The 21,108-nt window shown below is 56.1% G+C and carries 23 protein-coding genes; 13 read left to right on the top strand and 10 right to left on the bottom strand.

The window, feature by feature from the left end:
• Window positions 1–6 precede the first annotated feature (6 nt).
• The 4 genes from ACQKLP_RS26470 to ACQKLP_RS26455 form a co-directional block, all read right to left on the bottom strand.
• Complete coding sequence (locus ACQKLP_RS26470) at window positions 7–279, bottom strand: PadR family transcriptional regulator (RefSeq protein ID WP_341841163.1); 273 nt, start codon at window positions 277–279, stop codon at window positions 7–9.
• A 124-nt stretch (window positions 280–403) separates the two neighbouring features.
• On the bottom strand, window positions 404–1,822 hold the full coding sequence (locus ACQKLP_RS26465) for a glycoside hydrolase family 125 protein (RefSeq protein WP_427326230.1): 1,419 nt from the start codon (window positions 1,820–1,822) through the stop codon (window positions 404–406).
• 81 nt (window positions 1,823–1,903) lie between these two features.
• Window positions 1,904–2,398, bottom strand: coding sequence for a cupin domain-containing protein (locus ACQKLP_RS26460; protein ID WP_341841165.1), 495 nt, complete (start codon window positions 2,396–2,398; stop codon window positions 1,904–1,906).
• A gap of 42 nt (window positions 2,399–2,440) precedes the next feature.
• Window positions 2,441–3,634 carry a PepSY-associated TM helix domain-containing protein gene (locus ACQKLP_RS26455; protein WP_427326228.1) on the bottom strand — a complete coding sequence of 398 codons (1,194 nt, stop codon included), beginning with the start codon at window positions 3,632–3,634 and terminating at the stop codon, window positions 2,441–2,443.
• A 130-nt stretch (window positions 3,635–3,764) separates the two neighbouring features.
• Between ACQKLP_RS26455 and ACQKLP_RS26450 the strand changes: the two genes are divergently transcribed.
• From ACQKLP_RS26450 to ACQKLP_RS26435, 4 genes are all read left to right on the top strand, one after another.
• Window positions 3,765–4,112: a hypothetical protein gene (locus ACQKLP_RS26450; protein WP_427326226.1), complete on the top strand. Its 348-nt coding sequence runs from the start codon at window positions 3,765–3,767 to the stop codon at window positions 4,110–4,112.
• 493 nt (window positions 4,113–4,605) lie between these two features.
• The gene (locus ACQKLP_RS26445; protein ID WP_427326224.1) at window positions 4,606–5,199 is read left to right on the top strand and encodes a TetR/AcrR family transcriptional regulator; all 594 of its coding nucleotides are present in this window, start codon (window positions 4,606–4,608) and stop codon (window positions 5,197–5,199) included.
• A gap of 36 nt (window positions 5,200–5,235) precedes the next feature.
• Window positions 5,236–5,481, top strand: coding sequence for a hypothetical protein (locus ACQKLP_RS26440; protein WP_341841169.1), 246 nt, complete (start codon window positions 5,236–5,238; stop codon window positions 5,479–5,481).
• Window positions 5,482–5,523: 42 nt separating this feature from the next.
• Window positions 5,524–6,783 carry an MFS transporter gene (locus ACQKLP_RS26435; protein WP_427326222.1) on the top strand — a complete coding sequence of 420 codons (1,260 nt, stop codon included), beginning with the start codon at window positions 5,524–5,526 and terminating at the stop codon, window positions 6,781–6,783.
• Between the two features lie 48 nt (window positions 6,784–6,831).
• Here the strand turns inward: ACQKLP_RS26435 and ACQKLP_RS26430 are convergent, their stop codons facing one another.
• Window positions 6,832–7,212 (bottom strand): VOC family protein, encoded by a 381-nt coding sequence (locus ACQKLP_RS26430; RefSeq protein WP_427326220.1) that lies wholly within the window; start codon window positions 7,210–7,212, stop codon window positions 6,832–6,834.
• A 213-nt stretch (window positions 7,213–7,425) separates the two neighbouring features.
• On the opposite strand from ACQKLP_RS26430, the gene ACQKLP_RS26425 reads away from it, so the two are divergent.
• On the top strand, window positions 7,426–8,052 hold the full coding sequence (locus ACQKLP_RS26425) for a TetR/AcrR family transcriptional regulator (RefSeq protein WP_427326218.1): 627 nt from the start codon (window positions 7,426–7,428) through the stop codon (window positions 8,050–8,052).
• An 8-nt stretch (window positions 8,053–8,060) separates the two neighbouring features.
• Window positions 8,061–9,401, top strand: a complete 1,341-nt coding sequence (locus ACQKLP_RS26420) for an ABC1 kinase family protein (protein ID WP_427326216.1) — start codon at window positions 8,061–8,063, stop codon at window positions 9,399–9,401.
• Between the two features lie 49 nt (window positions 9,402–9,450).
• Here the strand turns inward: ACQKLP_RS26420 and ACQKLP_RS26415 are convergent, their stop codons facing one another.
• The 3 genes from ACQKLP_RS26415 to ACQKLP_RS26405 are packed head-to-tail and all read right to left on the bottom strand — an operon-like array spanning window position 9,451 to window position 12,403.
• Complete coding sequence (locus ACQKLP_RS26415; protein ID WP_427326214.1) at window positions 9,451–10,593, bottom strand: hypothetical protein; 1,143 nt, start codon at window positions 10,591–10,593, stop codon at window positions 9,451–9,453.
• On the bottom strand, window positions 10,590–11,618 hold the full coding sequence (locus ACQKLP_RS26410) for a class 1 isoprenoid biosynthesis enzyme (RefSeq protein WP_427326212.1): 1,029 nt from the start codon (window positions 11,616–11,618) through the stop codon (window positions 10,590–10,592). The genes ACQKLP_RS26415 and ACQKLP_RS26410 overlap by 4 nt, the downstream gene beginning before the upstream one ends.
• Window positions 11,615–12,403, bottom strand: a complete 789-nt coding sequence (locus ACQKLP_RS26405; RefSeq protein ID WP_427326211.1) for a geranylgeranylglycerol-phosphate geranylgeranyltransferase — start codon at window positions 12,401–12,403, stop codon at window positions 11,615–11,617. Before ACQKLP_RS26405 ends, ACQKLP_RS26410 begins: the two co-directional genes overlap by 4 nt.
• Before the next feature lie 371 nt (window positions 12,404–12,774).
• On the opposite strand from ACQKLP_RS26405, the gene ACQKLP_RS26400 reads away from it, so the two are divergent.
• The 7 genes from ACQKLP_RS26400 to ACQKLP_RS26370 all read left to right on the top strand — a co-directional run bounded on the left by ACQKLP_RS26400 (window position 12,775) and on the right by ACQKLP_RS26370 (window position 18,516).
• Window positions 12,775–13,452: an NUDIX hydrolase gene (locus ACQKLP_RS26400; RefSeq protein ID WP_427326209.1), complete on the top strand. Its 678-nt coding sequence runs from the start codon at window positions 12,775–12,777 to the stop codon at window positions 13,450–13,452.
• Window positions 13,453–13,454: 2 nt separating this feature from the next.
• Window positions 13,455–14,969 carry a nicotinate phosphoribosyltransferase gene (locus tag ACQKLP_RS26395; protein ID WP_427326207.1) on the top strand — a complete coding sequence of 505 codons (1,515 nt, stop codon included), beginning with the start codon at window positions 13,455–13,457 and terminating at the stop codon, window positions 14,967–14,969.
• 11 nt (window positions 14,970–14,980) lie between these two features.
• A complete protein-coding gene (locus tag ACQKLP_RS26390; protein WP_427326205.1) occupies window positions 14,981–15,541 on the top strand; it encodes an RNA 2'-phosphotransferase in 561 nt (186 codons plus the stop codon).
• Window positions 15,535–16,377, top strand: a complete 843-nt coding sequence (gene prs, locus ACQKLP_RS26385; protein ID WP_427326203.1) for a ribose-phosphate diphosphokinase — start codon at window positions 15,535–15,537, stop codon at window positions 16,375–16,377. Before ACQKLP_RS26390 ends, prs begins: the two co-directional genes overlap by 7 nt.
• A 14-nt stretch (window positions 16,378–16,391) precedes the next feature.
• Window positions 16,392–17,081 (top strand): GNAT family N-acetyltransferase, encoded by a 690-nt coding sequence (locus ACQKLP_RS26380; RefSeq protein WP_427326201.1) that lies wholly within the window; start codon window positions 16,392–16,394, stop codon window positions 17,079–17,081.
• A gap of 115 nt (window positions 17,082–17,196) precedes the next feature.
• Window positions 17,197–17,364 (top strand): chryseobasin-related MNIO class RiPP peptide, encoded by a 168-nt coding sequence (locus tag ACQKLP_RS26375; RefSeq protein ID WP_341841182.1) that lies wholly within the window; start codon window positions 17,197–17,199, stop codon window positions 17,362–17,364.
• A gap of 24 nt (window positions 17,365–17,388) precedes the next feature.
• Window positions 17,389–18,516, top strand: coding sequence for a DUF692 family multinuclear iron-containing protein (locus ACQKLP_RS26370; protein WP_427326199.1), 1,128 nt, complete (start codon window positions 17,389–17,391; stop codon window positions 18,514–18,516).
• Between the two features lie 82 nt (window positions 18,517–18,598).
• Here ACQKLP_RS26370 and ACQKLP_RS26365 read toward each other — a convergent pair whose 3' ends face one another.
• Both ACQKLP_RS26365 and ACQKLP_RS26360 read right to left on the bottom strand, forming a co-directional pair.
• The gene (locus tag ACQKLP_RS26365; RefSeq protein ID WP_427326197.1) at window positions 18,599–20,074 is read right to left on the bottom strand and encodes an IPT/TIG domain-containing protein; all 1,476 of its coding nucleotides are present in this window, start codon (window positions 20,072–20,074) and stop codon (window positions 18,599–18,601) included.
• Between the two features lie 178 nt (window positions 20,075–20,252).
• Window positions 20,253–21,068 carry an aminoglycoside phosphotransferase family protein gene (locus ACQKLP_RS26360; RefSeq protein ID WP_427326195.1) on the bottom strand — a complete coding sequence of 272 codons (816 nt, stop codon included), beginning with the start codon at window positions 21,066–21,068 and terminating at the stop codon, window positions 20,253–20,255.
• Between the last annotated feature and the right edge of the window lie 40 nt (window positions 21,069–21,108).

Raw genomic sequence — 21,108 nt, 5'->3', positions numbered from 1 at the left:
ATTAATTTAAACATGCTTCAGGTCGGTAATGGCCTGCATCAGTTCGCCGAGATACTGATACATCGTTTCCAGGTATTCGTTGCCGAGGTCGGTCAGCTGGTAATATTTTCGCGGAACGCCTTCGTCCATCTCCACCCACCTCGATTCCACGAGTTTTTCTTTCTTGAGCCGGCTCAGCAGCGGATAGATGGTGCCTTCGGCAATATCCATGTCTGCCAGCTTTTTGATTTCGCTGATCAATTCATACCCGTACCGTTCCTTTTTCTGCAACAGCAGCATAATAATATATTCGAACAATCCCTTTTTGATCTGGGATTGCCATCGTGTAATAAAATATGCGTTTCCTTCTGGCTTTCGCTCCATAAACGGGGGGTCGGGTGCGTGAATAATTAAATGTAAGTAATTATTGCAGTAAATGCGGCCGTTCGTTGAATACTTTCCAGATGAACTCGCCGAAGATCGTGTTGGCCCATGCGAACCATGAACGGGTGAATTGTGCGGGATCGTCTTTATGGAAAGATTCGTGCATGAAACCTTTGCCGGCGTGGCAACTTTTGAGGATGCGCAGGCATTCGCGGATTTCCGGTTCGCTTTTGCTCGTTAGCCCCTGCATCACGAGGCTGATGGGCCAGATGCGGTCCATTCCCGTATGCGGGCTGCCGATCCCTTTCCCCGCTTTCCCTGAAAAATGGAATGGGTTTTCGGAAGAGAGGATCATTTTACGCGTGTTCGCATAAACAGGATCGTTCGGGCTCACCGCGCCGAGGTAGGGCAGCGACAGGAGGCTGGGCACGTTCGCATCGTCCATGAGGTTGAAGCTGCCGAAACCGTTCACCTCGAACGCATATACTTTTCCGAATTGCGGGTGCGTGGTTACGGCGTATTTCTTCAGTGCGTTTTCCACTTCGGTGGCCAATGCGCGGCATTCCGCGGCCAGGGAAGCGTCGAGCTTTTGCGCCGTGAGGATTTCCGCTGCCTGGCGAAGGCTCACTACGGCAAAGAAGTTGGAAGGAATGAGGAACGGGAAGATGGTGGCATCGTCGCTCGGGCGGAACGTGCTGCAGATGAGTCCTACGGGCTTCACCGGGTAGCCGTATCCGGCGAGGGGAACACCGTCCGTTGCCCAGGAGGTCGTCCGCTGGAAAGTGTAAGGACCGGGGCCGTTTTTCCGCTGTTGCTCGCGGAACGTTTTCACGGTGAGGGCGATGGATTCCTTCCAGGCGGTATCGAACGGCGAAGTGTCGCCGGTTTTCTTCCAGTAGAGGTAAGCGAGGCGGATGGGATAGCAGAGCGAATCGATTTCCCATTTGCGCTCGTGGATACCGGGCTTCATGTCGGTGATGTCTGACGCCCATTCGCCGCGTTTGTTCTCGTCTTTGTAGAACGCGTTGGCGTAGGGGTCTTTATGGATGCATTTCACCTGGTGATTGATCACCCCGGCGATGAGATGCTGGAGATCCTTGTCTTTGGCCACCAGCTGGAGGTACGGCGAAACCTGCGCCGTACTGTCTCTCAGCCACATGGCATCGATATCCCCGGTGATCACGTAAGTATCGGGCCTTCCGTTTTCGGAGGTGTATTCGACGGTGGTGTCGAGCGTATTGGGGAAGCAGTTATTGAACAGCCAGGCCATTTCGGGGTCTTTCACACCTTTCTGCACGGCGGCGATGGCATCTTCTACGGCTTTGCTGCGAAACTTACGCTGCGCTTCGGGCACGCGCACCACGGGAAACGGATCGGCCGAAGCCCAGGAGAGCGCCGGGCGCAGGAGCGCGGCGGAGGAAAGTATGGCGGTTTGACGGAGAAAATTTCTTCTGCTCATATCAATTGATTAAACCTGAAAAATAGAAAATCCGGACAAGAAAACTGCATTCCCGTCCATGAAAAAATCCCGGGTGAATATTTATGACCGGGTAAGTAAAGCGATGAGTTGGGCGTGTTGCGGGAATCTTGCGCCCAGTGTAGCGCGGGTGGCCAGTTCGAAGTCGGCGAAATCGAACCCCGGCGCCACGGTGCATCCGGCCAGGCAATATCCGCCCGATTCCTCGACGCTGGAAGCGAACCAGCTGCCTGCAGGGATCAATACCTGCAACTGTTCTCCCTTGCGGATGTTACGCCCCAGCAGGTGAACTTTCAGCGTACCATCGGGCCGGATTTCATAAATATGGAGCGGTGTGCCATCGTAAAAATGCCACATTTCGTCTGATGCGATGCGATGGAAAGCGGAGAAGTCGCCGTCTTCCAGCAGAAAATAGATAGCCGTGGAAACGTTCCTCGGTCCGGCGAACCCGTCTGGCTGGATGGCCATCGGTGCACGGTAAGTTTCACGGAAAGAGCCGCCTTCGATATGTTGTGTCAATTGGAGTGTTTCCCGCCAGTAGGCAGCAGATGTTTTCATTTGCTAAACTTACTGCTTTTATCGGCACCAGCGCGCAGGAATTTAAGATAATGCGGGTTGCGGCTGAACGGGCGCCTGCTTCAGCGGGACTTTCTTTGCCTTCTTCGCTTTCTTTTTCCGTCCGAGCCAAACGCAGAGCCCGGTGATGGGGAGGCTGGCGCAGATGAGGCTGGCGAAGAACATCAGCAGTTTGCCCGGCAGGCCCCAAACGGCGCCCACGTGCAGATCGTAGTTCATGCGGCGCAATTTGTCGCCCATGGCCGCTTCTGCATATTTGCCGGCGTAAGGGCCTGTGGCTTTGAGGGGTTGCAGCGTGTATTGGTCGAAGAGATAGTTGTCCGTTTTGTAATAAGTTCCGGGACGGTGGTTGATGGTTGCGCTGATGGCGGCTTTCGGATCTTTGTCTGCCCCGAAGTACATCGACATGCCCGATTCCGCGGGCTTCGATTTCCAAACCCTGGCCCAAACGATATCGGTGTTCTGCGCTACGGAATGGCCGGGTGTGAGGCGGGTAGTATCTGAAATGGGGATCACGGCCTGGGAGAGCGATTTGCCGCCGGTGGTCACGTAATACAGGCCGTTGCTCCACCACTTGAAGCCCCACACGAGGCCGGTGATCACGAGGATGAGGGCAATGCTCATTACATAAAAGCCTAGCACGTTATGCAGATCGTAGTTTTTGCGTTTCCACTTCGCGTCCCACTTCACGGAGAAGCGCTGCTTGCGGGCTGCTTTGTTGCGCGGCCACCAGAGCACGAGCCCCGACACCAGGAGCACGAAGAAAACGAGGGTGGCATAGGCGACGATGGGCTGGCCGATCTTTCGGGGAAGCCACAGGCTGAAGTGCCCTTCCAGCACCACGCGGAAAAAATCCGATCTGGCATCCCACACCTTCAACACCTTTCCATTGTAAGGGTTGACGAAAACCTGCTGATAATAAGCGTTTTCCCCCCGGCCGTAGAACTGCACCACGGAAGAATAATTTTTGCCGCCATAGATGATGCCCTGCGCCGTTTTGCCCAATTCTTTCTCAGCGATGGCGCGCAGGGCAGACGGGGGAAGCGGGGCTGCCTGCGCAGTTTTGGCGCCCGGCTCCAGGTGGAACCATTGTTTGCCGAACAGGCTGCGCAACTCCCACTCAAAAGCCAGCAGGCAGCCGGTGATGCTGATAATGAATACGATCAACCCAGACGCCAGACCCAGCCAAAGATGAACTTTCCCTACTAACTTTCTCATATGGAGCAAAAATGTTCTGCAAAAATGCAACAGTGCGGGCGCCCGGGGTGATCGTATCGGGAAATTGAGTTGCGCGATCGGGAAAAAGGTATTTTCATATCCCCAATTTTTTTACTATATTTAGGTTGCTTTGCGTTCCTTCCTGGCCATATGTCTTCTGGCGCTCACCAGCGTTCACTTCGGGACCCGGATCACCGGGTACATGCAGTGTATGGTGAAAGCCTACGTGATCGACCACCGCGCTTTCGCGGAGGATTGCGGTTGCGCGAAGATCATGGCCGCCGCTTTCGGGAACGCCTTGCCGGAAGAGCGGCAGATGCTTTCTGCCCCCGTTACGCTGAAGTTTGCAGACGTTGTGATGCAGACCGAAAGCCCCCGCCCCGCCGTCTCCGGCGCAGTGGCGAAACCCTTTACGGGATGGGTGGACGAACGCTATCCCTCTCCCGCCGCAGGCGCCATCTTCCGCCCGCCCTGCTGACCTTTCTTCACAAATTTTTAATTCCCATTCATTTTTTAATTCCTCACCAAGGCGGTTGGGTAAACGTGTACGTCTACCAGTTTCCAAGACCCTGACGAACGGCAACCGGGCCGCCGGAGGAACGAAGATATGCAGGCATGCGAACGTCCGCATGCGTACTCAACCTTTCCAGGCAAGCCGCCTGGCGCGCGAACCAGGCGGCCGAGCGGCCGGATGCCTCACCGGCGTCCGGCCCACATTCCGCACCCGGGCCGGCCGGACTGCAGCCGGCGATCTGGCTGCGGAATGTCTACCGAAAAAATATTGACGCGCTGCCCGACGGCCGAAAGCCGGAAGGATCGCCAAAGCATGGGGCCGCCTTTCCAGGGCGGCCCTTTTTTCATTCCGTACCATTGAAAATCAATCCACCCATCCCTCCCAACCCGCATTTCAACCCATCCAGCCAAAAAAATATTTTAAAAGTAAGCGAACGCTCACTTATCTTTGTGGCATCATGCGACCGAGGGATGAAAACAAAATATGCGAGATCCACAAGCAGGCGATCGAGATGATCGTCAGGGAAGGGCTGGACGGGTTTGGGGTGAACAAGCTCGCCCGTGCGGCCGGTGTATCGCCCGCTACGATCTACATTTATTTCAAGGACCGGGAAGACCTCATCCTGCAGGTCACTTACCGCGTAGCGGATACCATGCTGGCGGAAAGCCTCCAGGATTTCGATCCCGAGATGCATTTCGAAGAAGGGCTTCGCAAGCAGTGGCAGAACCGCGCCAACCACTTCATGAAGCACCAGCTGGATGTGGAATTCCTGGAAAAGATGCGGTATTCGCACCTGTACAACAAGGTTTCGGGCAAGATTTATGCGTCGTTCAAGGATGTGATGGGCAGGTTCGTGCACAATGCGATAAACCGGAAAGAGTTGATCGAGCTGCCTTTCGAAGTGTATTGGTCGATAGCGTTCGCGCCGCTGTACCAGCTGATCAAGTTCCATACGCAGGAGAAAACGTTCGGCCACAAACCGTTCGAGCTCACGCCGGAAGCCATGGAACAAACGCTCCAGTTAGTGCTCAAAGCCCTGAAACCCGCATGATTTGTAACCTATCCAATCACCATTAAACCTGACGCCATGAACCCAGCTTATGCAACGGCATCCGGAATGGAAGTGCTCGTATTCCGGACCAACCTTCGATTCAAAAAAGACCTCCGGCTGGTGGCCCCCGTCCTCGACGAGGCGCCCGGCCTTCACAAATGGACCGTTGACCGGGAAGACACCGACAAAGTGCTCCGCATCGAGACCCGCAACCCCGACCCCACGCCCATTATCCGGCTGGTGGAAGCCTGCGGCTATTTATGCGAGGAATTGCCCGATTAACTTTTTGCAACAACAGACACACACTACGATTCAAAACCTCCAATGACAACAAACGCTCCCAAAGAACGCGTGTTTACACGCTACCAGGTGCTCATGATCGTGCTATTATCGCTCATGCAGTTCACCGTGGTACTTGATTTCATGGTCATGAACCCCCTGGGCGAAATCCTCCTGCACGATTTCTCCGCCAAACAGTTCGGCATGGTTGTGGCCGCATATCCTTTCAGCGCCTGCATTTCCGCCATCGCAACGGCAGGCTTCGCCGATAAGTTCGACCGGAAGAAGATCCTCATGATATTTTACACCGGTTTTATCATCGGTACTTACTTTTGCGCCCTTGCCAACGATTATCCTTCGCTGCTCGTGGCGCGCATCGTGACGGGGCTTTTCGGCGGGGTGATCAGCTCTATCGGGATGGCCATCATCGTAGACCTTTTCCGCCCCGAAACGCGTGGCCGGGTGATGGGCTACACCCAGATGGCATTTGCCCTCAGCCAGATCCTCGGCATCCCCATCGGCTGGGAACTGGCCATCCGCTTCAACTGGCATTTCCCCTTCTGGATGATCGCCGTATTCGGCACCCTTCTCGGCCTGATGCTGGGTTATTTCATGAAACCGATCACCGGCCACCTTGGCAAAGGCACCGAAAAAAACGCATTCAAACACCTCGCCCATACGGTGCAGAACCCGCGCTACCGGCTCGCTTTCTTCACCACCGTGCTCATCGCCACCGGCGGGTACATGCTCATGCCCTTCGGCAACGCGTTCTCCCAACACAACATGGGCATTTCCAAACACGACATCACGCTGCTGTTCATGGCTTCCGGGCTGGCGAACCTGCTGGTATCGCCCATCATCGGGAAACTGTCCGACAAAGTGGGCCGTGCCAACATTTTCTACGCCGCCAGTTCGCTGACGCTCGTCATGGTGCTGATTTACACGAACCGCGGACTGACGCCGTTCTACCTCGCATTGATCATCAACGTGTTGATGATGGTCGCCGTTTTCGCGCGGATCATTCCCATGCAGGCGACCATGACATCGCTGCCCACGCTGCAGGACCGCGGCTCGTTCATGAGCGTGAACGCTGCCATACAGCAGCTTTCCGGCGGTATTGCCGCAGTGGCGGCCAGCCGCATCGTGCACTCCACGGAAACGGGGTACCTGGAACATTATCCCGTATTGGGGTACGTGATTTCAGTGGCGCTCCTGATCACGATGGTCATGATGTACTTCCTCAACCGCCAGGTAACCACCGAAGCCGCCATGAAACAGGCCGGTCCCGTTGCCGCGGCATCCTGACCCCTATCGCATTCCATAAAAATAGGGCGCCGTACAAGCGCCCTTTTTTTATGGTTTCACCTGGAACAACGGATTGTAAATCAACCCGATGATATTGCCCCAGGGATCGGTTACCGTGGCTACTTCGATGGGGCCGCCCACGTTCTGCGGTGCGGAATGCGAAGTGGCGCCGAGCGAAAGGAGGAAATCATACGCTTCGCGGACGTTTTCCACACCCCAATAGGTTTCCACGCCGCCCGTCCCGGGATGCGCTTCCCCGGGCTCCAGCGGATGAACGCCCAGTTCGTAGCCGCCGATCTCGAAGCCCACGTAAAAGGGCTCGTCGAAATAGGGATCGGTCTGAAATGCTTTCCGATACCATTCCTTGCCCGCCGCAACATCGGGCACGCGGTAAATGACGGTCCGCAGACCGGCGAATCTTTTTTGCATGTATTCCGGTTTGTCCCAATATTACAATTCTTTCCCGTTCCGGCCTTTTGGAAAAAATTAACAATTCACGTCAAACCCCCACCCCGCTTCATTTCCCACCTCATTCAGAAAATTTTTTCCACATGGTTTGACGGGCGTATCGATTGGTGCCGTAATTTTGCTTCATAACCCGTTCCTCCCCCTTCGATTCATTTTCTTAAACCGAAAAAGATTATGGAAAAACAATCCATTCGCGATGCGTACAAGCGTTACTGGCTTGAAAATGGCCAGGCGCCTGTTTCCGTGTTCGCACTCTGCAAAATCCTCGATGTGCCGGAGGCGGAATTCTACCAGTTTTACAGCAATTTCGAAGCCCTGGAGGCGGATATCTGGCTGGATTATTTCCAGCGCACGCTCGACCAGCTGAAGGGCGATGAAACCTACCAGCAGTATTCTTCCCGGGAAAAGCTCCTCGCCTTCTACTTCCTTTGGGTGCAACGCCTGAAGGACGACAGGAGCTACATTCTCCAGCAATACCGCCGTTCGCAGCTGCCGCTCAGCCAGCTGCGGCAGTTGTCGGAATTCAAAAAGGCGTTTTACGAATACGCTTCCGGCCTCGTGAAAGAAGGCTATCTCACCGCCGAGATCAAGGAAAGAAAGTACATTTCCGACCAGTACGTGCACGGATTCTGGGTGCAGGCCCTGTTCGTCCTCAAATACTGGATCGGCGACAGGAGCGAGCAGTTCGAACTGACGGACGCGGCCATCGAAAAGGCCGTGAACCTGAGCTTCGAGCTCATCCATAGCAATACGATCGACAGCCTGATCGATTTCGGTAAATTCATGTTCACCCGGAAATAGCGACCGCCATGAAAGAACAACAACACCTCCCCACCGGCAAAGTGGAGCGGGCCGGCCGCTTCGTGACCACCGGGCTGAAAGTGGGCACCAATTATATCAAACATTACACCCGCAAGCTCATGGACCCCACGGTTTCCAAAGAGCAGCTCCATCACGACAATGCGGAAGACATCTACGATACGCTCAGCCACCTGAAAGGCAGCGCACTGAAAGTGGCGCAGATGCTCAGTATGGACCGTGGCATGCTGCCGAAGGCTTATTCAGACAAGTTCGCCATGAGCCAATACAGCGCGCCGCCGCTGTCGGGGCCGCTCGTGGTAAATACGTTCATCAAAACCCTCGGCCAGCCGCCCTCCCAGCTTTTCGATAAATTCGACCTGAAAGCGTCCAACGCGGCGTCTATCGGGCAGGTCCACAAAGCGGAGAAAAACGGGAAGCCCCTCGCCGTGAAAATTCAATATCCCGGCGTAGCCAGCAGCGTGAAATCCGACCTCCGCATCGTGAAACCCTTCGCCGTAAGGATCGTGGGCATGAACGAAGTGGATATGGACAAGTATTTCGAAGAGATCGAATCCAAGCTCCTCGAAGAAACCGATTACCGGCTGGAACTCCGCCGCTCGCGGGAGCTCAGCGCCCGGTGCGCCCACATCCCCAACCTCGTGTTCCCGGAATATTACCCGGAATGGTCGTCTGACAGGATCATCACCATGGACTGGCTCCACGGTAAACACCTGAAAGAATTCCTCGCCACCGATCCCCCGCAGGAAGTCCGCAACAAAATCGGACAGGCGCTGTGGGACTTCTACCAGTTCCAGGTGCATCACCTCCGCACCGTTCACGCCGATCCCCACCCCGGCAACTTCCTCCTGCGCGAAGACGGCACCGTCGGCATTTTCGATTTCGGCTGCGTGAAGGAAATCCCCGAAGACTTTTACGTCAACTATTTCCACCTCACGGATAAAAACATCCTGGCCGACGAAACCCGCCGCCGCGAAATTTACACGCAGCTCGAAATGATCCATCCCAGCGATACGGAAAAAGACATCGTTTTCTTCTCCGGCCTGTTCCAGGAAATGATCCGCATGCTCACGCTTCCCTTTACCGTAGCACATTTCGACTTCGGAGACGAAGCCTATTTCAACGAAATCTACGCCTACATGGACTATCTCTACAACCTGAAGGAAGTCCGTGAATCGAAGGTAGCGCGTGGCAGCCGCCATTCGCTGTACATCAACCGTACCTACTTCGGTTTATATTCCCTCCTCAGCGATCTCAAAGCCCAGGTCAACACCAGCCGCGAAAGGATCGACGAGCTCGGGAAACAGGAATGGGATTCCGATCTCCGGTAACGATAACGCACTGTGAAACAAAAATCCCCCTCGCGCGAGGGGGATTTTTTTATGAACGTAACGCCTGCCTGACGAGGTGATGCTGCAATAGCAACACTTTGTTGTACACAGGACAGCGGTAGTAATAACTGATAAGATGGTACCCCGAAAACGCCTTCTTCCCGAAATCGGGCAGCAGCGAATTGAACCCCGCCACAAAAAACACGAAATCCCCGTCCGTATCCACTTCCGGGAGGTTGATCTCCGCCGGCCGCTCTCCCAGCCACAGGAGCGATGTGGACAGGATGACGCGGTCCATATCGTCTGCCGTAGCGGCGAGCTGCGCCTTTGCGTCGGCGGCGAGCTGCGCACGGTGCTGCGAAAGCTCCGGTATGGGATACCGCCCGATGAGCCGCGCAAAATGGTAGATCAGCACCGGGGAGCGCGCATAATGCGGCGAAATGTATGCCGGGTGGGTCATGTACTCACGGTTGCGGATGAACGAATCCAGGAGTTGAACGGTAGCGCTGTCGTACCGCGAGCCCGCCATCCCGTAATGATGCATGAAGTACAGCGTGTTCGCCAGTACACAGGCGTCAAAATCGATCGGCATGCTTTTACCGAACCAGGTGGAATAAGCCGGAATATGCCGGTATTTTTTGAAGGTATTGCGGATGCCGTAGCTGACCGTGTTGGCATGTTGCTCCATCAACGCCTTCGCGGCGCGGGCGGTGCCGGAATCCGCTTCCATGGCCATTAACAGGATCGATGTATCGTCGATATCGTCGGGCAGGGAATGCCATTTTTTGAACAGGTTCAGGAATCCGGAATTCGGGAAAACCATGCTGGGATTGGTCCGCCAGAAATTGTAAGTGCTGCGGCCCGATTTGTTCCGGAATTTCGGGAACGATGCGCAGGCCTTCGTCCTGATTTCGCGGCAGGTGGCGCTGTCGGGCCCGGTAAAATCGTCCTGCAATTCCCCCAGCGTCATGGCGATGAGGCCGGTAAAAAACACGTTGTTATCGTGCTTCATTTTACCGTCTGGCGCGCCATAATAGCGGTGGCTGGGGAACATGCCTGCATAGTAGAAACTGTCGCGGTCACATTGCGCCGCGGCGATCTCGTGCAGCATGCGGGTAGCGAAAGTATCCTGCTGCGCGCGGGCGCACAACGATGTGGTCAATATAAAAAGTAAAATGATGCGGAAATTCATGCGGGGATGGGTTTGGTGGATGAAAACAGGCGCTGGCCATCGCGGCACTGCCGGAAAGTGTAACGCATGCAATGCCAGATGTTGGCAGGTTTTTCCATATCCACGATCAATGCTTTGCGCGGGAGTGCCTTGAGGTCCGGCAATCGCGGCGCGGCGCCCTGGATGCGGCGAAGCCGCGCAACGGCCATGTCGCTGAAGGAACAGATCGCCATCATGTTGAGGAGGAACACGCGCTTGCGGGATTTCGGCACCGGCAGCGTGCCGATGATCTCCATCATTTCCCGCACCCGGGCCGACAGGAATGCGTGGAACGCGTGCGCGTCGGTCATTGTGTTGGGCAGGGTTTGTACGCCGGCCTGGATGTCTTTCCAGATGTCGAACAGATCGTTGGTGAGCTGGATGATGCCGCCGATGCGGTACCAGCAGCTGCGTTCGGCTTCGGAGGCGTCGTGGTCGAGGTAGAAGTGGCAGAGGAGCACGGCATATCCGCCTTTTTCCAGCGTGATGCGGAGCAGTTCTTCTGCGGACATGGGCTCGGGGCGCGACTGCTTCCCGGAATCCGCCTGGGCGCGGAAGAGGCCGCGGGCGGCCTGGTCGTAGGAGGCGCGGTCGCGGACGAAGTTGCGAAGTTCCAGGTGGCAATGCAGGAACATTTTTTCCTCGATGCGGCGCGGCTGGAAGTTTTCGGGGGCGAATGAAATGGTGTCGAGGTCTTCGGGAGAAAGCTCATTGCGGTCCACGAAATCGTCGAACGCGCCGCTGCAGATGAAATATTGGACCAGGCGTTCCTTTTCTTCCGGCGTGGCTTCGCGGCCGCGGAGGGCGGTGAACGCGTCGATGATCATGGGTTGGTAGATGCTGTAGCTGACGATCACCTTGCGTCGGGCCTCTTCGGGCATGCGGCCGCCGAATCGGGCTTCCAGCTTTTGCAGGAGCGTCTCGGCGCGGGGGGCTTCCTTCTTCCTTTCCGACATGATTTCCCACACCCTCGCCCCTACGCTTCCGCCAAACTGGAATATGTTCATAAGATCATAAACTGGATGAACAACATCGACAAAATGCCCGTCAGCATCACGAGCTTGATCCAGGTGCTGAGGCGGTGGTAATCCTGGACCGCCCGGGCGCCGAAAACCTTTAGCAAAATCCAGCCCAGCGGGAGGATGATGAGGCAGATGGAATAGAGCGACAGCATGGAAGTGTTGCTTCCCTGCGCCCAGAGAACGGGTTGCAGGGCGGCCAGCACGCCGATAAGGCTGAGCAGGGCGCCCGCCACGATCCAGTGGGCCGTGCGCGCTCCCAATACGATGGGCATCGTTCTGCCACCGTACCGGCGATCGCCCTCGGCGTCTTCCAGGTCTTTCACCAGCTCACGGGCAAAGGAAAGGATGAACGCGAAGCCCGTATAAAGGACCGTGTAGATCGTCATATAGCGAAGGGTTTCCGGGAAAATGCCGCCCGCATCGCCCTCCACGAGCGCGAGCACGGGAACGGCGGAAGCGGAAATCCCCGCCACGAGGATATTCCCGATGAGGAAACGTTTCTTGAAGAAAGCGGAATAAAAGTACAACAACACGATACAGGCGAAAATACAATACAGTGGCGCCCATCCGCCCAATTGCCAGCTCACCGCGCAACCAAGCCCCGCCGCTAACACGTTCATCAACACATAAGCCGCCAGCGCCCCGCCCCTGCTGATGCCGCGGGTAATGAAAACTTTATCTGGCTTGTTGACCGTATCTATCCCCAAATCGAAATAATCATTGATCACATACCCCGCCGCCGCTACCAGCATGTATGCCGCCGTGATCATAAAAAAAGCAGACGCCCCCACTCTGGGCTCCAGGCCAGCCGCATTCAACAGCGGCACGATCACACAATACTGGAACAACCACTGGGTAAGAAAGATAATTACGAGGTTCGGCCATCGTATCAACTTGAAAAACAATACACAACACTTCATGTTACAGGTGATAAGGTTATAGGTCCATTCTACTGAAGCTCACAGGATATGTGCTGTCCGGTTTTTGTTGCAGGCGATTACATTCACATCCGGCCCGAAAATTACTCAATCCCAATCATCTATACAACATCCCACCCGCCGGCCATGTTCCCCCAAGAAGAAAATATTTGGCCGTCTGGAATTTATTGCCGTTGTTTGTGTCAAAATAACGCAAACGAAAAATGTCCGACTTCCACACTTATCAAAACCCGGCGTTAACGACCGACCTCGTAGTTTTCGGCTACCAGGGCAAGACGTTGTCGGTTTTGTTGCTGAACCGGAAATCGGAACCGTTTAAAGACGGCTGGACGTTGCCCGGCGCTTTCGTAGGCCTGCAGGAAACCTTTTCCGCCGCCTGCCGCCGCATCCTGGCCAGCAAGCTCGGCCTGCCATCCATTTACCTCGAACAATTATATACGTTCGACGGGCCGGAACGCGATCCCCGGGGCCGTGTAGTGTCTGTCGCCTATTTCGCGCTCGTGAGCCAGGGCAAACTGAATGCCGTGGCCGGCCAGATGGCCAACGACGTGCGCTGGTTCCCCGTCACCGAAATCCCCGAACTGGGATTCGACCACCGCCTGATCTTCGACACCGCGCTGGAACGCCTCCGCGCCAAGATCCGCTATCAACCGGTAGGCTTCGAGCTGCTCGACGAAAAGTTTACCATGCCCGAACTGCAGGACCTCTACGAAAGCATCCTCGGCTTCCCCATCGACCGCCGCAACTTCCGCCGCAAGCTCCTGGACGCGGGTTTCGTGCAACTGACGGGCGATAAAACCGAAGGCCTGCAACATCGTCCGGCCGACTATTATACATTCAACAAACAGCTGCACCCACAGCATTTCCATTTAAATCTGTAATTATGAACATCGCTCCCATTCTCCTTAAAGACGGCTACAAAGTTGGCCACAAGTTCCAGTATCCCGAAGGCACCACCCTTGTTTACTCTAACCTCACGCCCCGCAAATCCCGCGATGCCGATATCCATGAAGTCGTTTTCTTCGGCATGCAATATTTTATGGAGGAATACCTCATCCGCCAGTTCAACGAACACTTCTTCCAGCTGCCGAAAGCGCAGGTATTGGAGATGTACGCGCGGCGGATGGACAATTATCTCGGCAAGGACAGTATTTCCTACCAACACATCGCCGACCTGCACGACCTCGGGTATCTGCCCTTGGAAATCAAGGCGTTGCCGGAAGGGACGCTCGTACCGATGCGCGTGCCTTTCTTTACCATCCGCAATACGAAACCGGAATTTTTCTGGCTCACCAATATGCTGGAGACCCTCCTGAGCGCCATCTTCTGGAAGCCTTCCACATCCGCCACCACGGCGTTCCGCTACCTGAAAACCTTCACCCGCTTCGCCCGGGAAACGGTGGGTGAAGACATGGGATTCGTTCCCTGGCAGGGCCACGATTTCTCCTTCCGCGGCATGAGCGGTGTGGAAGATGCCCTGCTCAGCGGCGCCGGCCACCTGTTGAGCTTCGCCGGAACGGATACCATACCCGCGATCGATTTCCTGGAGCAATACTACGGTGCCGATGCGACGAAAGAACTGGTGGGCGGCTCCGTTCCCGCTACGGAACACAGCGTGATGTGCATGGGAACGGAGGACGCGGAGATCGAAACCTTCGAAAGGCTCATCACGAAAGTATACCCGGCCGGCATCGTTTCCATCGTGAGCGATACCTGGGATTTCTGGCAGGTGATCACCGACTTCCTCCCCAGGCTGAAAGATAAAATCCTGGCGCGCGACGGCAAGGTGGTGATCCGCCCCGACAGCGGCGATCCGGTAAAAATCATTGCCGGTGACCCCGACGCTCCTGCCGGCACGCCCGAGCACAAAGGCGCGATCGAGTGTATGTGGGAGATTTTCGGCGGAACGATCACGCCGCAGGGCTACAAACTCCTCGATGGGCATATCGGCCTTATATACGGCGACAGCATTACCACCGAACGCCAGGAAGCCATCCTCGGCCAGTTGAAAGCCAAAGGCTTCGCCAGTTACAACGTGGTGCTCGGTATCGGCAGCTTCACTTACGAATACGTTACGCGGGACACGTTCGGCTTCGCGATGAAAGCCACTTACGGCGAAATCAACGGCGTTGGCCGCAGTATTTTCAAAGCCCCGAAAACCGACGACGGCACCAAAAATTCCGCGAAAGGCCTGCTGCAGGTGTTCACAGACCCCGCTACCGGGAAACTCGCCCTCAAAGACGAGTGCACCTGGGACGAGGAGGCGCAGGGTGAACTGCAGACGGTGTTCCGCGACGGAAAAATCACCCAAACCCATACCCTCGCCGACATCCGCGCCCGCATCCAGGCCAGCCTGGAAAAAGAACTGGCGGCCAGCGACGAGGCGGTGATGGCTTAACCCGACACAACATGCAACACGATCCTTACAAACATATCAGTAAATTTCTCAGTCTCGTTCTCCGTCACCAACCCGAAAAAATCGGCCTCCGGCTCGATGCGCAGGGTTGGGCGGAGATCGGGGAACTGATCGAAAAATCCGCCGCATCGGGCATGCGCTTCTCCCGGGAGGAGCTCCTGGAAGCCGTGCGCACCAACGACAAGCAGCGGTTTGCCCTCAACCCCGGCCAGACGGCCATCCGCGCTTCGCAAGGGCATTCGGTGGCGGTGGAGCTGGCGCTGCCCGCCATGACGCCGCCCGAAACGCTCTATCACGGCACCGTGGAGAAATTTCTCGAAAGCATCCGCAGTGGCGGATTGCAGAAGATGAAACGGCAACATGTGCACCTCAGCGCAAACGTCCAGACCGCCAGCCAGGTGGGAGCCCGCCGAGGGAAACCCGTGATCCTGGCGGTCCGCAGCGGCGATATGCACCGCCGGGGCCATATTTTCCACATCAGCGAAAACGGCGTCTGGCTCACGGATGCCGTTCCGCCCGAATTCCTCGAACCTTTTAACGACGCCACATGCTGACACTTCACCTCATCCATCCCGAAAAATCGGACATCCCGGTAGAAACGCTGCGCTTCCCCGATGGGCAGCCGCATTTGAAAATCGATACTTCCGCCATCGCCCTCATCGAGCGGCAAACGCCCGTCCGCATCCTGACGCGGCTCAACGACGGGAACGATCTGCTCATGCTCCTCTTCGCGCAGCAAGCCCTTTCCCATCTCGAGTTCCGCGACGTCCGCGCAGATATCACCTACCTTACCTCGGCACGGATGGACCGTGTCATGCGCCCGGGGGAACCGTTTTCCCTGAAGGTGATCGCCGCGGTACTGAATGCCGCGCAGTTCCGGAAGGTCCGTATTTTCGACCCGCATTCCGAAGTGACCACCGCGCTCATCGACCGGGCATATGCCGTGGAAAACCACCGGTTCATGCGCGATGTGCTGGAAGATTACAACATGCGCCGGCCGGGGGAACAAATCGTGCTGGTGTCGCCGGACGGCGGTGCGCTGAAGAAGATCTATTCGCTCGCTAAATTCACCGGCACTACCGATGTGGTGGAATGCATGAAAACCCGCGACGTGAAAACCGGTGCGCTGTCTGGCTTCAAAACCAGTGCAGAAGACCTTTCCGGCAAAACCTGCATCATCGCCGACGATATCTGCGACGGCGGCGGCACATTTGCCGGAACGGCGAAAGTGTTGAAAGATAAAGGCGCTTCGCGCGTGGTGCTGGCCGTGAGCCATGGCATTTTCAGCAAGGGAACTTCCATCGAATACGTGGACGAAATCTACACGACGGATTCTTTCCGTGAAGTGCCGGACGTTCATTGCTTTGCCGCGGAACGATATTTCCATTGACGTATCTTTACCGGATGCAAAACCCGATCAATCTGCACATGCTCGATAACCCGGCATGGCATGCGCTGAATGGCCCGCAGCTCCACCTGGCGAAGGTTTCCGGCGGCGGCGCGCGGTATTTCCCCGAAGTGGTGCCGTTTGCCGCGGTGGCCCGGCCGGATGAAAGTTGCGCGACGGAACTGAACGGGCTCCTGGTGCCGGGGGAAACCTTTTACCTCATCGGGGAACTTCCGCCCTTGCAGCCCGGCTGGCAGATCAAACATCAGCTGCCCTGCCTGCAAATGATCAGCGAACGCCCGTTGGAAGCCCCCAGTCCTTCCGCTCCTCTCTCCGACCTTTCGCCTGCGGAGGCGGCGGAACTGTACGACCTCGTGCAACGGGTGCAACCCGGCTACTTCATGCCCGAAACCTGGCGCATGGGCCGCTACACCGGCATCCGCGAAAACGGGCGACTGGTGGCCGTTGCCGGGGAGCGCATGCGGCTGGACGGGCTCACCGAGCTGAGCGCTATCTGCACCCACCCGGACTTTACCGGCCGGGGGTACGCCGGCCAGCTGATCGCCGGGCTGGTGGACCGCCAGCGGGCGGACGGCATTACCCCCTTCCTGCATGTGGCCAGCCACAACGAACGGGCGATACGCCTGTACGAAAAGCTCGGCTTCGCCACCCGGCGCGAAATCACCTTTCACCTCCTGTCGTGTTAATTGTTAAGAAATGATGAAGCTGTAACCTTTCCCCGACAACCGCCGTTTTAACCTCATCACGGTGCCGTTGCTTAGTGAGGATGCCTCTTCATCATTCTTTAACAAAACACGTTTTATGAAATTGCCAAAAGTACTGATCGGCGCCATCATCGCCGGCATCGCCATCCACACCCTGCCTTCCTGCTCCAAAGACAATGACGTAACGCCCAAAGACAAAAAGGAAGCGGAAAAGAAGAAACAGGAAAATAACAACTTCCCCTGTCCTGCCTGCGGCATGGGCTGATCCTGACCATCCAAACCGAATTACTTGCCCCGTTTACTATCTACCGTAGCCTGCAACCTGGACCCCCAATTGCTGGGAGCCTGCCTGCCGCTGTTCGAGTCCGGCGAAGCCGACGCCATCGAGTGGAGCTTCGACGCGTTGTACCGCCTCAACGAATTGCCCGAATGGTTTCATGGATTGATCGGCGCTTTCAGTGAGGGCGACCGCCTCATCGGCCATGGCATTTTCTTTTCGTTGTTTTCCGGGAAATGGCACCCGGAGCAGCAAGCCTGGCTGAAGGAGCTCGCTTCCATCTGCGACCGCTACCGTTTCGATCACATTACCGAGCATTTCGGGTTCATGACCGGCCAGGATTTCCATCACGGCGCGCCGCTCAATATTCCGTATACCGCGGCCACGCTGCGCATCGGTCAAGACCGGTTGCAACGGATCGCGGAGGCATGCGGGCGGCCGGTGGGGCTCGAAAATCTCGCGTTTTCGTATTCGGCCGAAGAAGTGCGCCGGCACGGGGATTTCCTCGACAAACTGCTGGCCCCCGTCAATGGATTTCTCATCCTCGACCTGCACAACGTGTATTGCCAGGTGGAAAATTTCGATATCGATTTCGATACCCTCGCGGCCATGTACCCTTTGCACCGCGTTCGGGAAATCCATATTTCCGGCGGCAGCTGGGAACCTTCGGCAGACGGCTCCCAAAACATCCGCCGCGATACCCACGACGACGCCGTTCCCGAAAAAGTGTTCCAGTACCTCGAACGTATCATCCCCCAATGCCCGCATCTCCGGTATGTGGTGATGGAACAACTCGGCGCCGGATTGCAGACGGAAGCCGCAAAATCCGCTTTCCGCGCAGATTTCAGGCGGATGGCAGACATCGCCGGGACGTGGAACAATCCTGCGTCCGACGAATCCATCCACCCCTTCACTCCGCCCGTTTCCCGCCTGCAAAGCGTTCCCGCCGAAGACCTCGCCCTTCACCGGCAGCAAACCGAACTATCTTCCATTCTCGAAAACGCCGCTTCGCTGGAAGATGCGCTCCGTTCGCTGGAAGCCTCGTCTCTCGCGCAAACCGACTGGCAGATAGAGCAATGGTCGCCGTACATGGTGGAAACCGCCATGCGCATCGCCCGCAAGTGGATGAAAAAAGATTAGACAATTTCCCGCTCCTTAACATTCGAACAGGAAAAAGCCTCCCGGCAGTGCGGGAGGCTTTTTCCTGTTCGGTCAGCCGAAACTAGTTGCGGAAGCGGAATTCAAAGAACCGGCCCCTGCCTGTCCAGCCATACACTTTCCCGTCGATCACCCCAACATGCTGGATGGTAGACGTGATGTTTTCCTGGAGCACCATGCGCCAGGGGCTTGCCACGGCAGGATCGTATTCCCACACCCGTTTATTGATGACGAAATAAGCTTTGCCGTTCAGCGAGAAGGAAGGTGTTTTGAATCCTGAAGACTGTCCCGCGTCGGGGATTACCGGCAATTCCGTCAACGTGCCGCCGGCGCCGTTCGCCGTGAATTTGTAGATGGATTCACGCTTAGTGCTGGTGAGGGTTTTCAGCGCCCTTCCGATGATGACGTCGTTGTTCAGCACCACGGCCGCACCGGCGTCGATCTGCGCGTAAGGCACATCCACGGCTTTGGTCCAGGTGTTGGTGGCGGGGTCGTAATTGTAAATGTGTTTTTCGCCCAATCCGCCCGCGGCATAGCATTTATTGCCGACGGTAAATGCGAATCCCATCATTGCATTGTCTTTCGGATACGCCGCGATGGGCTGAATGGCGTCATTGGACGGGTCGAACGACCACCATTTCCCGTGTTCGCTATCCGGACTGCCGTTGCCCATGTATACCATATTTCCCAAAACGGCTACAGAAAGGAAACTAATAGGCGCAGGCAATTTGCCGGTAATCTCGCGCACCTGCCAGCCTTTGTCAGCAGCGGCCGGGTCATAGAAATAATAGTACACCCGTTTGTCGGTACCGGCGATATTGGTGAAGCCCCAATACAGTTTTTTGTTGTAGGTGAAAGACGCCCCGTTCGTGAAAATATTGGCGGGGGCGGTGTTGAGCGGCTCCGGCAGCAGGTGCCAATCCGCATATTTACCGGTTGCGATGACGGTGAAATCCTGGGCGGACGTAAAGGTTTTGCCGTCGCGTTCCACCACGATCTTGTGTTTGGTAAGCCCGGTATGGTACGGTATCTTGAACTTGATCTGGCTGGCGCTGGAAGAAATGACCATTCCCTCGATCCCGTTGATCGAGACGATCGGGGAAAGCGGGAAGTTGGCGCCATTGATGGTGACTTCCGTACCGAAAGGCCCTTCCAGCGGTGCAAACTCCGCGATGCCGTCGGGCAGCGGATCTACGGTAAAGCTATTGGCGGAAGTAGCGGATTTGTTGCCATTTTCCACCTTGATCTTCCCGGAAACCGCGAGGTAAGGCACTTTGAATTTGAGCGTTGTGGCCGTAGCCTGCGTTACCACCATCTGATCGGGACCGAGGAACAGTTTGTTGTCGGGGATGTTGGTGGAAAAATTCTTCCCGGTAATGGTCACTTCCGTGCCAGGAATCCCGTGGCCGGGTGTGAAGCCCGTGATCTCGGGCTGCTTGCTGTTGTTGAGGTCGATATCGACTTTGTCCTTCTTTTTGCAGGACATGATGGTGGTCAACAATACAGTAAACATCAAAAGCAGATGGTTTCGCTTCATCATTTGAGGTTGTTTTTGGGTTTGGGGCGCTCTTCAGTTTTGTCAGCATCCGAAAAAAAATAGCAGTCCCCGGACTCAGGAACTGCTATGCTGCTGTGCAAAATTACATCTTAAAACGGCATTCCGCAGAAAATATTACAACTGGTTATCTGAACTGACGAATGAACTTTCCCAAGCTGCATTACCGGTCCAATTCGACCATCGCCAATGTACCGACGGCGAGGTCTGTCGCGGCATCGGCCTCCAGGTTATCTTCGATGAACCACACGGCCGAAAGCGCCGCCCAGGCCACGATCCATTCCAGCAAACGCCGCCGTTCGATACCGGTTTCGCTGCAAACAGTCTGCAGCCGCCGCTGGAACGCCGCCGGCGCTGCAGCTATGGACAGGTCCGGGTTGCAGAAAATATTGGCGAAGTCGAAGGCTCGGTCGCCATAGAGTTTTTTTGGATCGATGGCGAGCCATCCTTTCCCTTCGAAATCCAGCACGTTTTCGTGATGCAGGTCCCCATGCAGGACGCATTTTTCGATTTCCTCCGTCACCAGGCGGCGCGCGAGCTCCAGGCCATGGGCAATACTGCCTCCATACTTATGCCCATGCGCAAACAAATCCGCGAACCAACGCTCCATCGTGATCATTCCATCCGGCGGCGGTTTGGGAACGGCGTGCAACTGAAGCGCCGTGGCACAGAGGATTTTGGTGGCGGCATCGTCGGCCCCGTTCATAGACATGGTTTTCAGGTTTCGCGGGCCGGTGGCGCGCTCCATCAGCAAAGCCTCCCCGTTATGCGCCAGTACTTTTGCCGCGCCCTGCCCGTTCCACCATACCATAATTTCGTTCCCGAGCTGCTCGTCCTTTTCCACCGCCACTTTCAACATGGCGGGCAGGCCTTCGTGCAACACCGGCAGCAACCGGCTGCTGTGCGTGATGACCGGCTGCCCGTCTTGCTGCAATTGCCATTGGTCCAGATAATATTGAAAATCCATATCGTGCTTCATTTATGTGTATAAAAACGTAATTTTCCCCTTTTTTGATGGA

This window comes from Chitinophaga sp. NPDC101104 (assembly GCF_050277495.1).
Classification (GTDB): domain Bacteria; phylum Bacteroidota; class Bacteroidia; order Chitinophagales; family Chitinophagaceae; genus Chitinophaga.
The sequence above is the reverse complement of the archived record's forward strand: the minus strand, read 5'-3'. Positions and strand labels throughout refer to the sequence as shown.

Excerpts from the sequence above, each read along its gene's own strand:
- ACQKLP_RS26470 (WP_341841163.1), bottom strand. The coding sequence starts at position 279 with ATGCTGCTGTTGCAGAAAAAGGAACGGTACGGGTATGAATTGATCAGC.
- ACQKLP_RS26465 (WP_427326230.1), bottom strand. The coding sequence starts at position 1,822 with ATGAGCAGAAGAAATTTTCTCCGTCAAACCGCCATACTTTCCTCCGCC.
- ACQKLP_RS26460 (WP_341841165.1), bottom strand. The coding sequence starts at position 2,398 with ATGAAAACATCTGCTGCCTACTGGCGGGAAACACTCCAATTGACACAA.
- ACQKLP_RS26415 (WP_427326214.1), bottom strand. The coding sequence starts at position 10,593 with ATGAATTTCCGCATCATTTTACTTTTTATATTGACCACATCGTTGTGC.
- ACQKLP_RS26410 (WP_427326212.1), bottom strand. The coding sequence starts at position 11,618 with ATGAACATATTCCAGTTTGGCGGAAGCGTAGGGGCGAGGGTGTGGGAA.
- ACQKLP_RS26435 (WP_427326222.1), top strand. The coding sequence starts at position 5,524 with ATGACAACAAACGCTCCCAAAGAACGCGTGTTTACACGCTACCAGGTG.
- ACQKLP_RS26400 (WP_427326209.1), top strand. The coding sequence starts at position 12,775 with ATGTCCGACTTCCACACTTATCAAAACCCGGCGTTAACGACCGACCTC.
- ACQKLP_RS26425 (WP_427326218.1), top strand. The coding sequence starts at position 7,426 with ATGGAAAAACAATCCATTCGCGATGCGTACAAGCGTTACTGGCTTGAA.
- ACQKLP_RS26420 (WP_427326216.1), top strand. The coding sequence starts at position 8,061 with ATGAAAGAACAACAACACCTCCCCACCGGCAAAGTGGAGCGGGCCGGC.
- ACQKLP_RS26395 (WP_427326207.1), top strand. The coding sequence starts at position 13,455 with ATGAACATCGCTCCCATTCTCCTTAAAGACGGCTACAAAGTTGGCCAC.
- ACQKLP_RS26445 (WP_427326224.1), top strand. The coding sequence starts at position 4,606 with ATGCGACCGAGGGATGAAAACAAAATATGCGAGATCCACAAGCAGGCG.
- ACQKLP_RS26380 (WP_427326201.1), top strand. The coding sequence starts at position 16,392 with ATGCAAAACCCGATCAATCTGCACATGCTCGATAACCCGGCATGGCAT.
- ACQKLP_RS26430 (WP_427326220.1), bottom strand. The coding sequence starts at position 7,212 with ATGCAAAAAAGATTCGCCGGTCTGCGGACCGTCATTTACCGCGTGCCC.
- ACQKLP_RS26365 (WP_427326197.1), bottom strand. The coding sequence starts at position 20,074 with ATGATGAAGCGAAACCATCTGCTTTTGATGTTTACTGTATTGTTGACC.
- ACQKLP_RS26405 (WP_427326211.1), bottom strand. The coding sequence starts at position 12,403 with ATGATCACGGCGGCATACATGCTGGTAGCGGCGGCGGGGTATGTGATC.
- ACQKLP_RS26440 (WP_341841169.1), top strand. The coding sequence starts at position 5,236 with ATGAACCCAGCTTATGCAACGGCATCCGGAATGGAAGTGCTCGTATTC.
- prs (WP_427326203.1), top strand. The coding sequence starts at position 15,535 with ATGCTGACACTTCACCTCATCCATCCCGAAAAATCGGACATCCCGGTA.
- ACQKLP_RS26375 (WP_341841182.1), top strand. The coding sequence starts at position 17,197 with ATGAAATTGCCAAAAGTACTGATCGGCGCCATCATCGCCGGCATCGCC.
- ACQKLP_RS26390 (WP_427326205.1), top strand. The coding sequence starts at position 14,981 with ATGCAACACGATCCTTACAAACATATCAGTAAATTTCTCAGTCTCGTT.
- ACQKLP_RS26455 (WP_427326228.1), bottom strand. The coding sequence starts at position 3,634 with ATGAGAAAGTTAGTAGGGAAAGTTCATCTTTGGCTGGGTCTGGCGTCT.
- ACQKLP_RS26360 (WP_427326195.1), bottom strand. The coding sequence starts at position 21,068 with ATGAAGCACGATATGGATTTTCAATATTATCTGGACCAATGGCAATTG.